The organism is Cupriavidus sp. CuC1, from assembly GCF_044627735.1.
Classification (GTDB): Bacteria; Pseudomonadota; Gammaproteobacteria; order Burkholderiales; family Burkholderiaceae; genus Cupriavidus; species Cupriavidus ulmosensis.
On record NZ_JBIUHC010000031.1, the window covers coordinates 46687 to 62341 of the forward strand.

At 59.7% G+C, this 15655-nt stretch carries 10 protein-coding genes; 6 read left to right on the forward strand and 4 right to left on the reverse strand.

Features of this window, described 5'->3' with window-relative positions; translation table 11 throughout:
• Window positions 1-60: 60 nt before the first annotated feature.
• Both ACGLHR_RS15815 and ppk1 read right to left on the reverse strand, forming a co-directional pair.
• Entirely contained in the window at window positions 61-1029 is a 969-nt protein-coding gene (locus ACGLHR_RS15815) for a LysR family transcriptional regulator (RefSeq protein ID WP_400095053.1), read from the reverse strand.
• Between the two features lie 83 nt (window positions 1030-1112).
• Window positions 1113-3275: a polyphosphate kinase 1 gene (gene ppk1, locus ACGLHR_RS15820; protein ID WP_318237819.1), complete on the reverse strand. Its 2163-nt coding sequence runs from the start codon at window positions 3273-3275 to the stop codon at window positions 1113-1115.
• A 273-nt stretch (window positions 3276-3548) separates the two neighbouring features.
• On the opposite strand from ppk1, the gene ACGLHR_RS15825 reads away from it, so the two are divergent.
• Complete coding sequence (locus ACGLHR_RS15825) at window positions 3549-4190, forward strand: DsbA family oxidoreductase (RefSeq protein WP_400095055.1); 642 nt, start codon at window positions 3549-3551, stop codon at window positions 4188-4190.
• A gap of 217 nt (window positions 4191-4407) precedes the next feature.
• The gene (locus tag ACGLHR_RS15830; RefSeq protein ID WP_400095057.1) at window positions 4408-4593 is read left to right on the forward strand and encodes a hypothetical protein; all 186 of its coding nucleotides are present in this window, start codon (window positions 4408-4410) and stop codon (window positions 4591-4593) included.
• 4 nt (window positions 4594-4597) lie between these two features.
• Here the strand turns inward: ACGLHR_RS15830 and ACGLHR_RS15835 are convergent, their stop codons facing one another.
• Together ACGLHR_RS15835 and ACGLHR_RS15840 are read right to left on the reverse strand one after the other, a co-directional pair.
• Window positions 4598-8050, reverse strand: coding sequence for an adenylate/guanylate cyclase domain-containing protein (locus ACGLHR_RS15835; protein ID WP_400095082.1), 3453 nt, complete (start codon window positions 8048-8050; stop codon window positions 4598-4600).
• Between the two features lie 270 nt (window positions 8051-8320).
• Window positions 8321-9100, reverse strand: a complete 780-nt coding sequence (locus tag ACGLHR_RS15840; RefSeq protein WP_318237816.1) for a TetR/AcrR family transcriptional regulator — start codon at window positions 9098-9100, stop codon at window positions 8321-8323.
• A 792-nt stretch (window positions 9101-9892) separates the two neighbouring features.
• Here ACGLHR_RS15840 and ACGLHR_RS15845 point away from each other — a divergent pair.
• The 4 genes from ACGLHR_RS15845 to ACGLHR_RS15860 all read left to right on the forward strand — a co-directional run bounded on the left by ACGLHR_RS15845 (window position 9893) and on the right by ACGLHR_RS15860 (window position 15615).
• Window positions 9893-11275, forward strand: coding sequence for an MFS transporter (locus ACGLHR_RS15845; RefSeq protein ID WP_400095059.1), 1383 nt, complete (start codon window positions 9893-9895; stop codon window positions 11273-11275).
• An 81-nt stretch (window positions 11276-11356) separates the two neighbouring features.
• On the forward strand, window positions 11357-12280 hold the full coding sequence (locus ACGLHR_RS15850) for an amidohydrolase family protein (RefSeq protein WP_400095061.1): 924 nt from the start codon (window positions 11357-11359) through the stop codon (window positions 12278-12280).
• A gap of 155 nt (window positions 12281-12435) precedes the next feature.
• Window positions 12436-13566 carry a porin gene (locus ACGLHR_RS15855; RefSeq protein WP_400095063.1) on the forward strand — a complete coding sequence of 377 codons (1131 nt, stop codon included), beginning with the start codon at window positions 12436-12438 and terminating at the stop codon, window positions 13564-13566.
• A gap of 309 nt (window positions 13567-13875) precedes the next feature.
• On the forward strand, window positions 13876-15615 hold the full coding sequence (locus ACGLHR_RS15860) for a CocE/NonD family hydrolase (protein WP_400095065.1): 1740 nt from the start codon (window positions 13876-13878) through the stop codon (window positions 15613-15615).
• Window positions 15616-15655: the final 40 nt, after the last annotated feature.

A 15655-nucleotide genomic window follows, 5' to 3' on the forward strand; every position in this document is an offset into this window, starting at 1 on the left:
ATGGGCGCGCTTATCGTGATTCCTGCCCCGCACTATGCCGGCACCAGGCACCGCCGGCCATCAACCTTTCGGCGTTCCTGCGTTCACATTTGGTGAATCCACCCCCGCCAGCAGCGGTATCAGGGCCCGGGCGGCGGAGGATAGCTCCGTCTGCGGCTGGTGGCACAGCACGAAGCGCCGGCATGCCCATGTCTCGTCGATGGCGAGGTGCCGGAATGCCTTGCCGCGCGCGAACATCGCGGCCACCGACGCCGGCATGATGCCGATGCCGATCTGTCCGGCGATCATTGCGATCATGCTGTCGAAACTGCCCACGCGAACGCGCATGCGCAAGGGCCGGCTGGCCGCCACTGCCAGCCGGCCGAGCGTGATGGAGATGGAGGCGCCTTCGGTCAGGCCGATCACTTCATGGGCCAGCAGGTCATCGATGGTCACCTTGCGCAGGCCAGCGAGCGCATGCGCGTGGTGCGCCACCAGCACCAGCCGGTCCTCGCGATAGGGCAGCGTGGGCAACGCGATTGGCCCGACCGTGCTCTCGAAGACGCCGACGTCCGCCAGCCCGCGCTTGACCGCCTGGATCACACCCACGCTGTTGAGCTCCTGCAGGTCCACCTTGATGTCCGGCCACGCCGCATGGCAGCGGCCAAGGTCGGCGGGCAGGAACTGCACCACGGCCGATGTACAGGCGGCGATCCGGATCACTCCCCGGTCGCCGTGCAGGAACGCGGCGGCGTCGTCCTGCATCCGGCCAACGGCATGGATCAGGCTGCGCGCATGCGCCAGCATCGCGCGGCCCGCATCGGTCAGCGCCATGCCATGCGGGCGGCGCTCGAACAGCGGCAGGCCGAGCTGCGCCTCCAGCTCGCGAATGCGCCGTGACGCGGCGGCCGGCACCAGGCACAGTTGCTCCGCGCCACGCGTGATGCCACCCAGCTCCGCGGTGGCGATGAACAGGCGCATGGTGGTCAGGTCGAAACGCAGGCTGGCAGCGGTACTGGCCGCCAGGCGGGCAGCGGGGGAGCTTGGCATGGGCGTCGGGGATCCGGTCTCGGGTGCCTTGGGGGAGGCTGAGGCCAGAGTTTATGGCATGGCCGGCCGTCCCGGCAGAGGCCTCACGACAGCGCGGCGATCAGCTTGCTCTGTGCAGATACCGGCTGGCGACCCCGCTTGCGCCGGTAGTTGCCGTCCGCGTCCATTTCCCAGGTGTCGCGGTTGTCCTTGAGGTAGACCTTCAGGCCTTCCTCGATCACGCGATCCTTGAGGGCTTTGTCCAGCACGGGGAAGCACACCTCGATGCGCCGGAAGAAGTCGCGGTCCATCCAGTCGGCGCTCGATAGCCGCACGTCTTCGGCCTTGTCGTTGTAGAAGTAGAAGATCCGCGCATGTTCCAGGAACTGGCCAAGCACGGAGCGCACCCGGATATTCTCGGACAGGCCCGGAACGCCGGGACGCAATGCGCAGGCCCCGCGCACGATCAGTTCGATCCGGGCGCCGTCGCAGGATGCCTGGTACAGGGCCTGGATGATCTTTGGCTCCAGCAAGGCGTTCATCTTGGCGATGATCAATCCCTTGCGGCCAGCCTTGGCGTGCTTGCCTTCGCGGCGGATGGCTTCGAGCAGCGCCGTGTGCATGGTGAACGGTGATTGCCAGAAGTGCGCCAGAGTGCCGGGGTGGCCAAGCCCGGTCAGTTGGGAGAACACGTTGGCTACATCGTCGACGATGGCTTCCTTGCAGGTAAACAGGCCGAAGTCCGTGAAGCTCCTGGCCGTCTGCGAGTGATAGTTGCCGGTGCCGATATGCGCGTAGCGCCTGAGTTTCTTCCCTTCGCGCCGCACCACCATGGCCATCTTGGCGTGGGCCTTGTAGCCAACCACGCCGTACACCACATGCGCGCCGGCTTCTTCAAGCTGGGCTGCCCAGTTGATATTGGCCTGCTCGTCGAAGCGGGCCAGCAGCTCCACCACCACGCTGACCTCCTTGCCCCTGCGCGCGGCGCCGATCAGCGCTTCCAGCAGTGCCGAGTCGTTGCCGGCGCGGTACACCGTCTGCTTGATGGCCATCACCTCCGGGTCTTCCGCGGCCTGGCGGATGAAATCCACCACGAGCGAAAACGACTGGTAGGGATGGTGCAGCAGGATATCGCCGTCGCGGATGGCGCGGAACATGTCGGGCTGGTCCTGCAGCGCCTTGGGCAGGCCGGGCCGGCACGGCGGGTACTTCAGGTCGTCGCGGTCCACGCTGTCCGGGACCGGCAGCAAGCGCACCAGGTTGACCGGGCCATTCACCGAGAACACCTCGGCATCCTCCAGGCCGAACTGGTTCTGCAGGAAGCGGGTCATCTCCTCGGAGCAGTTGTCCGCGACCTCGAGCCGCACCGCATCGCCAAAATGCCGCTGCGGCAGCTCGCCCTGCAACGCATCGCGCAGGTTCTTGATTTCTTCCTCGTCGACGAACAGTTCACTGTTGCGGGTGACGCGGAACTGATAGCAGCCGCGCACGCGCATGCCGGGAAACAGCTCGCAGACGTGGGCATGCAGGATGGAAGACAGGAACACGAAGCCGTGTTCGCAGCCGGAAATCTCCTTTGGCAGCAGGATCACGCGGGGCAGGGCCCGGGGCGCCTGCACGATGGCCGCGTTCGCCTCCCGGCCAAAGGCATCCTTGCCTTCGAGCTCCACGGCGAAGTTCAGGCTCTTGTTGAGCACGCGCGGAAACGGATGCGCCGGGTCCAGGCCAATGGGGGTGAGCACCGGCATCAGTTCACGGAAGAAATAGCTGCGGATCCACTCGCCCTGTTCCTGCGTCCAGTGCGGCCGGCGCAGGAAGCGGATCCCCTGGCGGTCCAGGTCCGGGACCAGCACTTCGTTGAACAGGCGGTACTGTTCCGCGACCAGCTTGTGGGTGCGGGCGCTGACAAGCGCGTAGATCTGCCGCACGTCCAGTCCGTCCGGGCCGGTGGTCGCCGGCGCCTGCAGCTTGATCTTCTCCTTCAGGCCGGCAACGCGGATTTCGAAGAACTCGTCCAGGTTGCTGCTGAAAATACAGAGGAAGCGCAATCGCTCCAGCAACGGGATGTCTTGATTCTCGGCCTGGGCGAGCACGCGCCGCTGGAACTCCAGCTGGCTGGCCTCACGGTTCAGGAAGAGCTGCTGCACGTTGGCGCCGAGGTTGGCGCTGGCGCTGGCGAGGAAGTCCTCCGGAGCGCCGTGAACGTCACTCGGGGCAAGGGGGAGGGAAGGGGCGATCTCAAGTGGAGCTGCCGAGCCTTCTTCCATGATGCGCTTTAATCCTTCTCTGGGAATGGATCATCGTGCGCCGATGACCTGTTGGGTAGATATTACCGCGTGGCGTGGCGCTTGAGGAGTGGATGCGGTGCACGTTTCCCGATCTGCACCTGTGCGTTGTGGTCGGCGGGCCACGGACGGGTGTCTAATTGTGTCCGATCCAGGCTGCCTTTCGGGAAAACCCTGCTGGGAGTGAGGTCCGGCACCCCATGGGAATTGCAGTTACCCTGTCGCGCAATGATGGACTGATACCGAGAAAACACCATGCAAAAAACGCTGAAAATCGATTTTGTCTCCGACGTCGCGTGCCCGTGGTGCGCCGTTGGGCTGAGTTCACTGCAACAGGCGCTGGCGCAGCTTGGCGATGAGGTTTCGGCAGATATCACGCTGCGCCCATTTGAGCTCAATCCAGACATGGGGCCGGGAGGCGAATCGATCCAGGAGTACATGGCGCGCAAGTATGGCCGCACCGAAGCGCAAATCGTGCAGAGCCAGGCCATGATCCGGCAGCGTGGCGCCGACGTCGGCTTTGAGTTTGGCTCTCGTACCCGCGTGTACAACACGTTCGACGCGCATCGGCTATTGCATTGGGCAAGCCTGGAGGGGCGTCAGCTGCCGTTGAAGATGGCGCTGTTCCGCGCGTACTTCACCGAGTCCAAGGATGCCAGCAATCATGAGGTCCTTATCGAGGCAGCGGCTGCGGCCGGCCTCGATCCCGAAAAGGCACGCACTGTACTTTCCGGCGACTCGTATGCGACGGATGTCCGCGAGATGGAGAAGCATTACCAGGACATGGGCATCCGTTCCGTGCCTTCGATTATCTTCAATGGCCAATACCTGGTAAGCGGCGGGCAGCCGGTCGAAGCGTTTGAGAGTGCCATTCGGGAGGTTTTGGCAAAAGGCTGAAGGGGCGCTCGTCTATCGACGACGCCTGCGCTAGCACTGCAGCCATGGACGTCTTGCGCCGGCGGGTCTCGGCGCGTCGCGCAAGCAAAGTCGCTCGACGCTTGCCCCCGGAAGTGTTGCCTTCCTGCATACGTACTGTCACCTAATGCTGCGTTGCGTCATTTTCTTTGCTATAGTAGGGAAAACCCGATAAGGGTAATCCCTAGGAAAGAAAGCCATGAACACGCAAAGCGACATCAAGATGACGGATCAAATGGAACGCGATCTGATCGAGCGCGAACTTGGTCCTCGCAGTCCCGGCCTGGTGGCCGACGTAAAGAGCGCCATCTCCGCCGTCCAGCATGTACTGAGCCGCCTGCAGAACCAGGCACGCAAGGCAAAGGTCGTCTACGCGAACGGCTGATCGTTCAGGTAGCCTTGGCGTCCGACTGTCGGGCGAGATCATCGAGCAGGGCTTTGGCCTGCTTCCAGTCGGCGAGGTCGAAGCCCTCGATGAAGCTGCCATGGATATCAGCCAGCGTATTGCGCGCTGCGTCCAGCTTTCCTTGTTGGCTCCATAGCCTTGCCAGGCTCAGTGTTGCTTGCAGTTCCAACGATCTGGCACCCTGCGCACGGGCCACCGCAATCGCCTTGTGAAAGCACGCTTCAGCCTCGTTTTGGCTCGCTAGTGTAGAGGGCCTATCTTTTGCTCGCCGGAGCAGCAATTCGCCCCTGAGCCTATGCAGCTTGGCTTCGTCGACTTGCTCCCCAGTTTCTTCGGCCAGCACGAGTGCCTCGGCCACCCGGTCAAGTCCGGCGACGACTTGACCCGCTTTTGCATAAGCATCGGCCAGCAGGGCAAGCAGACCTGGCCTTCCGAGCGCCGCACCGGTCGTCTCACATGCTCGCAGGCCATGGTGTATCCGGGCAATCCCATCTTCATGACGTCCCCCCTCGGCCAACGCCCAGCCTTGCAGGACTGCTCCCAATCCCTGATAGAACGGAAGCCCTTGCTCATCCGAGACCGCGATGGCGGCTTCGGCGTACTCGCGAGTCAGTTCGAACTCGCCCCGACACTGATGGACTTCGGCCGCGAAGATCAGGCAGAGGGCAAGGTTGTAGGCGTCAGGGCGCGTTCGGGCCAGTGCAACGGCCTTATGGCTATGCGAGAGGGCCAGGTCCGGCTTGCCGAGGTACCACAGGTTCCATCCAAGCGCGGCCATGGCGTGAACAGCCGGGTCACGCCCGTAACCCAGGAGAAAGTCGTACTGGGTCTGGTCTGGGCGCTGCATTATCAACACCTGCTCCATATGAGCGCGAGCCTCGTCTAGCATGCCAAGACGGAAAGCGGTGGCGCCTAGAGCGCGATGCGCCTCTGCGAAATGCTCAGGCTTGCGGGTCTTCAAGGCCAGGCCAAGCAGGCGTTTCCCGAGCGATTTCGCTGTCTCGTACTGTGCGCGCAACTGATAGAACGTCCACAGGCCCAATAGAGCGGAGAAGATGTATTGGGTTTGCCCTTCCAGTTCGCACATTGCCAGCGCACGCTTGTAGTTGGATTCCACCTCTGGGGAGGCCTGGCCTCGCGCGGCCGCCAAGGCCGGGCCGAGAGTCAGTCGCAGCGTAAGCTCCTGGCGCGCGCCCTCCGGGCTGTCGGGCGATTGCTTTAGCAGCTCGATGGCTGTGGATAGCTGGCGGATCGCCTCCGTCAGGGCAGAACGCTGCAGGGCTTGCTGGCCAGCGCAGTGTAGATATTCGACAGCCTTTGGGATGTTGCCGCTGTGGCTGTAGTGGTGGGCGAGCTCGCTGCAATAGTCCTTCAAGCGACTTTGGAATAGCTTTTCGATGGCTTGTGCAGTGCGTTCGTGCAGCGCGCAGCGACGCTCGGAAAGCAGCGAATTGCCAGCGACTTCCTGGGTCAAGGCGTGCTTGAATGCATACTCGATCTCTGGGTAGGCGGGGCGCTCGTAGATGAAATCCGCTGCTTGCAGGTCCGACAGAAGCGGGCGCAGCTTGTCTTGCGCGAGTGCGGTGATGTGCTGAACCAGCGTCAAGGGGAAATCCTTCCCGACCACGGCTAGTGTTTGCAACAGTTCCTTGTGCCCGAAGGGGAGTCGGTCGATGCGGGCTGCGAGTACCCCCTGTACAGTCGTTGGGATGTGCAAAAGAGCGGGAGCTTCCTCGACGCGGTAACAGCCAGGGTGGCCGAGCAGGGCGCCTTCCTCAAAAAGGGTCTGGACGACTTCTTCCATGAAGAACGGGTTGCCTTCGGTCTTCTCAAGGATGAGCCGCTTAAGCGAAACGAGGCTGTGGTCATCCCCAAGCAGGGCGGTTAGCAAGCCTTGGGCCTCAGCTGGCCCCAATGGCTCCAGGTGCAGTTGCGTGTAGTAGCGCTTGGCGGCCCAGTCATGGGTATGCTCCGGTCGGTAATTGACCAGCAAGACGATCCTCGCATCTGGCACGTAATCGACGAAAACGTCGAGGAACGCAGTGGTTTCGCTATCTAACCATTGAAGGTCTTCGAAAATAAGCAGTAGCGGCTGATTGAGGCTTTCCCGGATCAGCAGGTTTGCTATCGCATCAAACGTTCGCTTGCGCCGAATCGTCGTGTCCATGTTTGATAGCGCTGAACCGGGTTCAGTGATGCCAAATAGGTAGAGCAGGTATGGCAGGTGGTCTTCCAGCGAACGCTCCAACGTAAGCAGTCTCCCCACGACTTTTTCGCGACAACTGCGGTCACTATCTTCCGAGGCAATCTGAAAATAGTTTTTCAGGAGCTCAATCAACGGTAGATAGGCAAAGGCCTTGCCGTGCGAAACCGAGAAAGTCTCTAGCAAGAGGCAGCCTTGACGTGACCGCGCCTTGAACTCGTGGAATAGCCGGGATTTTCCTACCCCAGCTTCTCCCTGCACGCCGACAACTTGTCCGTGTCCCTCCTTGGCTAGGGCCACGGCGCTTTGCAGTTGCTGCATCTCATCCTGGCGGCCCACAAATTTTGCCAGTCCGCGATGCGCTGCCACTTGGAGCCGTGTGCGCAAGGCGCCGAGACCCTGTACCTCATACACATCGAGAGGTTCGCGGACACCCTTGACCTGTGTGGTCCCCAGGGCCTTGAAGTCGAAGTATCCCTCTGCCAGCTTGTGGGTGGCCGCACTCATCAGGATGGACGCTGGCCTGGCCATACCTTCCATCCGTGACGCAATGTGGATAGTGTGGCCTACCGGATCGTAGTCGGTGTGCAGGTCATCTTTGCGGATCGAGCGCACAACGACCTCGCCGGAGTGAATGCCGACCCGGATCTCCAGCGGAACGCCCCGGTCCAGGCGAACCCGGTCACTGTGGCGGCGCATCGCCTCCTGCATGCGCAGCGCCGCGTAAAGGGCTCGCAGCGCATGGTCCTCGTGGGCAATGGGGGCGCCGAACAGAGCCAGGATACCGTCGCCCAGGAACTTGGCGACATAGCCCTCATAGTGGTGCACGGCCTCCATCATCAGCGCCACCACGGGGTCAATCAGGCGGCGCGCCTCCTCGGGGTCCAGGTCCTGGATCAACGCTGTGGAGCCAGCCATATCGGCGAACAGCGCGGTGATGGTCTTGCGCTCACCGAACGTCCCGCCCCTGGCTTCCATGGCCGCCAATTCAGCCAGGATCCGCTCTGCCAGATGGGGCGGCGTGTAGTGAACAGGAGCCAGGCCTTCGGCGCTAGGTATCTCAAGCGTCCCTGAAACGAAGTCGTTCAGGGAAACGCCACAAGCGCGGCAGAACTTTGCAATGAGGCTGACTTCCTCGCCGCAGCTTGGGCACCTTCGTACAAGCTTGCCGCCGCACTCCTCGCAGAAGTTTCCCAGCGCGAGATTATCGAAGCCACAAGTCGCGCAGCGCATGATGCCCCCCGTCTTCGCACGCCCTGGATCATTAGAGTAGAGGCTTGATCGGCCGTCGTAGCAAGCCAGGCCTTGCACCATCGAACTTTGCTGGAGACATCGGTGAGGCGAGACCGAGCCCGATGCCGCAACGGGGACGGTCGCCCGACGTCGTCGCCTCTTCTCGTGCTGCCCTTCGCCAGCGTCATCGGCTGGATCCGGTGCAGTGCCGATATCAGCACTATGCTTGCGCTTATCGCAATTGAAGGTCGGCGTGAAGTGCTGCTCGTTTCAGTTGCGGACTACCCCCTTGATCATGGGGCGCGTGTCGTTTGGCTGGGGCGTTTGACGAGGAAGTTTCCTTTCAGTGTCGCCCGGGTTTGGCTTGTCGCCGGCCCGTATTCCAAACAGCAGTTCCTCAACCGTGCTCCAATAAGAGTCGACGACGGCCGGGTCGGATGCGGAAAGCTTGTTGGTCGCCAGCATTTCCGAGCCAAAAGTGGAAAGTGTCGATGTCAGGCTGATCATCAAATAATGGAGGATGATAGGCTCGACTCTAGGCAGAACGCCTTCCTCCTGCGCTTCTCGGATTTGCGGCAGCACTCGATCAATCAGCGGCCGAAGTATCGTATCCGCGAGCCATTGAAGCCGCGGACTATACTCAAGGAACTCCTGAAGCATAAAGCGATGAAACTCAGGGAAATTCACCGTAAATTCGAATAGGGCACGGTACAACAGCCTCACCCGCTCTGCGGCCCTGACTGGTGGAGCATCCTCCAGATATCCCTCCCACTCGTGGCTGATACGATCGAACACATGTTCGGCTACCGCCTCCCAGAGGATGTCCTTGGTTCGGTAGTGGTAAGTGATCAGCGGATGCTGCAATCCGATTCGGTCTGCGATGCTGCGAATGCTTGCAGCCCCGAATCCCTTCGATGCAAATTCGGAAAGTGCTGCATTCAGGATTGCTGTCCGTGTTTCCTGCGCTCGCTGCTGTTCTGCGCGTTGGAGTTCGGGCGGTCGCCGACCCTTCCTGGCTTGGCTCTGCTTGGAATCCGTACTTCGCACCATCTGTCCTCCTGAATAAGGTTTCTCCACCGGTGCACCGGTGGTCGCTAGCGTTCGATCCGACCACCGTAGCATCGCTGCCGCCGGTTGAGGGCAGTCGCTACGTGCGCTTTACGGACGTATTATATAGACATCGGCGCACGGCGCTCGTTTCCCGCCAAGTGATCGTTTCTACACCAGCCCGGCTACTCATCGAACGGATGCGAGGAATGGGGCTTTCCGACACCAATTTGAACGCGAGTTTGCGTGCCTGTGAGTGCTGCAGGCCAATTTTCGTGTACGCATTCCCCACGCTTAGGCCATCCCCCCCCTTAGGCCATTCCCATCGAAGCCCCGCTGCTCCGGTGCTCTACACCGCAGCTTCCCTCCAAAGGCGGTGCTAGCCACGCCGCCTCGCTGCGTTCGGACTTCCTATTTCAGAACCGTCGAGTTTCGTTAAGTACTTACAAACTTCGCGGCACGTACCAGACGCGGGGCGTCGGGATTTCATGTCACCAGCAAGTGCACAGAAAGCCCATAGGGATAATCCCACCAATACAAAGCTTTACGAGTGGAAAGTTTACTGCTACTCTGTGTACAGGTTTCGTGATGTTCATGCGGTAGCGCGCCTCGAAGCGCTGAGAGGGGAACAGGGATGAAGCGAATGTCTTCAGCTTCCGTGTGTTTCACCTGCCGCGGTGGACGCTTATAGGAATGTGACGCTATATGTCCTCGCGATCGTGACTTGACCAATACAGCCCAAGATCGAGGTCTCCCCGGTTTTCTCAACCATCTCCCGTTCGCCAAGGAAAGGTAATGGAAAGTACAGAAAATGTTCGTCGCGATATGCGTGAATTCCTCAATCGAATGCCAATGGGGAAAAAGCAATGGGCGGTCTTTCTTGTCTGTTTTGCAGCTACCGCGATCGAGGGCTTTGACACAATTGTGATTGGGTTCATCGCGCCGGCCATCAGCCAGAGTTGGAAACTCTCGAGCGCAGCGCTCTCGCCTTTGGTCGCATTTGGGCTATTTGGATTGTTGATCGGCTCAATTGTTGGTGGGACGCTGGCTGATCGCGTTGGACGCAGGGTAGTGAGTATTGTGGCGATTGCGTGGTTCGGCATTGCGGGCATTGCGTCCTGCGAGGCTCAATCGATCGTCCAGCTTATTTCTTGGCGATTCATAACCGGTCTAGGCATCGGGGCTGCGATGCCTGCCACGTCGGCTCTTGTGGCGGAATTTAGTCCAGACCGTTCGCGCTCCGCGATGCTCGCGTCGATGTATTGCGGCTTTCTCTTCGGAGCCGCCGCTGCTGGCTTTGTGACCTCCTTCGCAATTGGTGCATTGGGGTGGAGGGGCATGCTCCTATTGAGTGGTGTAATGCCCCTTTGCGTCGTGATCCTCCTGGTATGGCAGGTTCCAGAGTCCCCCCTTTATCTGGTAGCAAGCAACAAGTCGGACACGGCGGTGAAGCGCGTTGTGGCAAAGATCTTTCCGGCGGTAGATTGTTCTGGCATGCGCTTCTTTCTTGCCGCGCCGAGTGGGAAGCGGTCCGGAATCCGTGCGCTCCTGGGGAAGGAGTATCGACTCGGAACCCTGCTGACATGGTTTGCTGAATTCGCGGGATATCTAGTTTTCTTTCTTATCGGAAGTTGGCTCCCGACGCATTTGAAGCAGGCCGGACTATCGATGCACGATGCTTCGCAATTGTCCTCGATGTTCCAGTTTGGCGCGCTTGGCGGGGCGATCCTCTTCGCTATCCTGGTTCGTCGGTTTAACGTCGCCGCAGTCATATCAGCCTCGTTTGGCGCGGGTTCGGTGCTCATAGTAGCCCTCGGTATGTCAGAAGCGGCGCCTTGGTATGCGGCCGCGGTCTTCCTGGCAGGGCTGGCTATCGGAGGTCCCCTGATATGCGTCAACACCATACCGGGAATCTTTTATCCCACTGCGTTTCGGGCGGCGGGCGGTGGCTGGACCGTTTCGATCGGCAGACTGGGTTCGATTATCGGTTCGGCACTGATCGGCCTGATAGTTGTTTCGAATCTTCCTTACCTCCTCGTATGCGTTGTCTTGTCGATACCGCTCCTGCTAGCTTGCGGAAGCATGATTGCCATGGCGCGTGTTCTCGCGGGACAACAGGGCTTAGGCGGCAAACAAACGGAAAGTGTCGGTTCGGCATCGAAGATCGCAGCCGAATAAAACAAGAATATCTGGTTATTTTGATGTCGCTTGATATCGGATTACCACATCCTTTAACAGGAATACCTGGAGGCAAAGATAATGTCAAAAAGAAAGATCGATACACATCAGCATTTTCTGCCGAAGTTGTATGTGGACGCCGTAGGGCTGGACCTCTTGAGCGCGGCGATGCCGGGCGGTGTCGCTCCAACCTGGTCCGCAGAGGCAGCCATCGCAATGATGGATGAGAACGGCATTGACGAAGGCATCTTGTCTATCTCGTCAGGGCCGGCCATTCCGGATGCCGCCACGCTACTGAGGAAATGCAACGACCACGCTGCGCAGCTCCGGTCCCGGTTTAACGGCCGGTTCGGTTCCTTCGCGAGCTTGCCGCTTCCAGACGTCGAAGCGGCGTTGAAGGAGGTTAGCTACTGCCTCGACGAATTGAAGGTTGATGGTTTCATCCTTTTCACTAACTACGACGGAAGGTATCTGGGCCACGAGCATTTCACTCCATTGCTGGAGGAGCTTGACAGGCGCGGGGCGGTTGCATTTATTCACCCCAATCAGCCGCCGCATGATATTCCGTCCGTCGCTCCGGCGTCCGTGCTCGAGTATCCCTTTGAGACAACGCGTACCGCCACAAGTCTGATCATGTCAGGGGCGATGAGCCGCTACAAGAACGTCCGGTTCATTCTCTCGCATGCGGGAGGCACTTTGCCTTTTCTTGTGCCTCGGCTCGCGCTCTCCATTTCAATGATGCCGCCGGTCGCTGAGCGAGTAGGTGACTCGCTCGCGGCAGTCAGGTCCTTTTACTTTGACACGGCGCTGTCCGCGGGTACCCCAGCCCTGGCTTCGCTTGCGCAAGTGGCGGACCCTGAGCGCATCCTCTTTGGAACGGATTTCCCGTTTGCCCCGACAAGCGCCATCCGGCGTTTTGGATCGGTATTGGATGCCATCGAGATCCCTGGGATCGAGATGGCAAAGGTGTACGGTGAGAATGCCGCTCGACTGCTTGGGCGTTAGCAGTATGCGGGGCCGGAGGAGGGGCCCGCGATAGCAGCGCCAGAGGATGAAGGCTGGCCCGCACCCACAAGGCGGAAACAAGGCGGAATGAGAAGCCTTGAACGCCCACTAGCACCGGTTCAAGGCTTCAGCATAAGAATTCAGGGGAGACAGAAATGAAGAAGTCACTATTGCCGTTCGTACTGCTGAGCGCAGTTGGTGCTGCACAGGCTCAGTCGAGCGTCACGGTATATGGCGTGGTGGATTCCAACGTTGAATTTGCCACCAACGTGAAGAACGCAAGCGGCGGATCAGACAGCCGATTTGCGGTAAATGGTGGCGGCCTGTCCGGCTCGCGCTGGGGCCTGCGCGGTGTCGAGGATCTGGGCCGCGGTCTAAGCGGTTTGTTCGTGTTGGAAGGCGGCATAGGAGTGGACACTGGCACCTTGCAGCAAGGTGGACGCTTGTTTGGCCGTCAAGCATTTGTCGGCCTGCAGAGTGCCACCTACGGCAAGATCACCCTTGGCCGCCAATATACCTCGCTTGACGAAGCGTTATCCAATTTCTCGCCTGCTTATTATGCGAACACGTATGAGCCGGTGATTGCCGTGGTTGGGCCGGCGTTCCGCGAAGACAACACAGTAAAGTACACGGGTACGTTCGGAGCCGTCACCGTGGGCGCCCATTGGTCCTTTGGCACGGGCGCGAGCTTTGGCAGCGTGGGCGGTGCTAGCATCGGCGGCTCCGGCGAAGCCCCCGGCCAGTTCCGCCGCGATTCCGGATACGGTGCCCAAGTCTCTTATCTGGGCGACGTGTTCGGCGCTACTATCGCCTATGATCAGGTCAACCCGAGCATCACCAACGGTAGCACATTCCTTGGTACCGGTACCGTCAAGAAGGCCGCTGCCGCCGTCAGCTACTCCATTGGCCCGGCAAAAATCGAGGGAGGCTATCGCTGGGGCAGGTCGAGTGTGTCTGGGCTGACTCTGGTGCGCGATGACATGTATTGGGCTGGCGCAGCCTACCAGGTCACGCCCGCCTTTGGCCTGACGGTGGACTACTTTTACCAGAGATTCCACTCATCGACTTTGCCCTCCCTGCGCCCTCCAGGCAATCCCTGGCAGCTCATGTTCATCGCCGACTACAATTTCTCCAAGCGAACAGACGTGTACTTGACTACTGCTTACTCCAAGAATTCCGGCCTCGCCTTGGACACAGCGTCGATCGGTTTCTCCAATGGCTACCCGCTTGGGGGAACCAAGACCAATATGCTCGGCGTTGCAGTGGGTATTCGACATAAGTTCTGAAACACTTCCAAATCCAGTTTTCAAAGGCACCTCAGGGTGCCTTGCCTTTTGCCTTTTGCCCTTCCGTTAGGTTCTTGAAGGAACGGATGCGTGCACTCTGACGCTCGCGCTGGAGTCGGTGAACTGCGCGATTGCACTGTCAGCGAACACGAGCACGCACCATCGCTCATGAGCGCAGTTTACCTTGCAAACTTTACGTTCGTGAAATATAGTAGTTTTGAACAACGACTAGCGACGAAGCAGGCTTCGCTTTCAAGCGACGACTCCGCTGTCAGTTGAAGGCAAACATGCAAACCAATGGAGTGAGACATGATTGAGGAACGCGACGTCACTGTAACGATGCGAGACGGCACTCGCCTCGCCGTCGACGTCTATCGACCGGATGGCGATGGCAAATATCCAGTGCTGTATGCCTCGGCGCTGCACAACAAGGATCTTCAAGGTCCGGACATTGCCGATGTGCTGCCACCACAGCCCGCGCATGCTCCGCTCTGGTTTGGACCAATTGAAGCAGGGGACACCCGTCGCTTTATCGCTAATGGCTACGTGCATGTCATCGCACAACCCAGGGGCTCCGCGAAATCGGAAGGGCATTACGGCGAAGAGAATACGGACCACTATGACATGATCGAATGGATCACGCAGCAGCCGTGGGCGGACGGCAATGTCGGGATGGTTGGTATCTCAGGTTTTGCTGGGGAACAATGGCGTGCGGCCGCGCAGGGGCACCCCGCGCTCAAGGCCATCTTCCCATACGATGCCTGCAGCGCCTACGGCGGCATGTTTGGATTTCGCGACTTCAACCCTGGTGGCGTGATTCATACCTTCCCTTACTTGCTTGACGTCTTCAGTACCGTGCACGAATCGCGCAGTCTGCCGGGCACGCTATCGGACGAGCAGGAGGAACTATGGCGTGCGGCCATGGCCAATCCCGACTACAAGATGTACATCAACTTGTACAACATTCTGACGCAGAAGGGGCAGCGAACATGGGTGATGTACCACATCATGACGAACCCCTGGGAGCCGGAGGGGACGATCGAGCGAGCCGAGGAGAACTTCCAGTCGATCAAGATCCCGTTCTACACCGGTTCCGGAGCTTACGCATACACCTACAAGCTGCATTGGCTAGGCGCCCAGCACTACTTCAGGAACGTCAAGCAGCCACGCAAGCTGCTTTTCACAGGGCCTGCTCATCTGGAACGGCCATTCCATCAGTACCACGACGAGGTCATTCGTTGGTATGACTACTGGCTGAAGGGTATCGAGACCGGCATCATGGATGAACCGCCGGTTCGCTACTGGGTGATGGGCGCCAACGAATGGCGTACTGGCAGCGACTGGCCATTGCCTGAGACGCAATGGACCAAGTATTACCTTTCCAGCTGGGAGAAGCTCACGACGGATGCACCCCGGCCGAGCGGCGAGGTCGGCAATGCGCAGCGGGAGCCCGATGTTTTCTCGCAGATGCCGCTCAAGATGACCACAAAGGTCGAGCGCTTGCGATACATGACGGAACCGCTCCCTCACGACGTTTTGCTTGCCGGCCCGATTTCCCTGACGCTTTACGCAGAAATCGATCAGACAGACACGAACTGGATTGTGGTGCTGAAGGATGTGGGTCCAGACGTATCGGTAGTCACTGCACGCGTTGGTGAACGAACCGTACCAGATACGTTACCGGAACGGGAACTTACTCGTGGATGGCTGAAAGCGTCATATCGGGCAACGGACCCGGATCGATCCACCCCATGGGAGCCGTTCCACAAGCTGACGAAGAACTCCATCAAACCTGTCACGCCAGGCGAGATCGTCAAGTACGAGATTCAGGTGCTAGCGACGGCCAACCAATTCAAGGCCGGACATCGTATCTGCATCGAGATCTGTAGCCTCGATGCGCCTACGGGTACTGGGGCGATGACAGACGTTGAATACATTCCGTATCACGTCTGCAATAGCAACACGGTCACCCACAAGATCTACCGGGACGCGGATCACCCGTCCCACTTGCTTTTGCCGTTGATTCCGCTCGCTAAGCAGGATTCCTGAGCTCCGTTTCATTCATCGAACTTGTTAGCGCATAAATGAA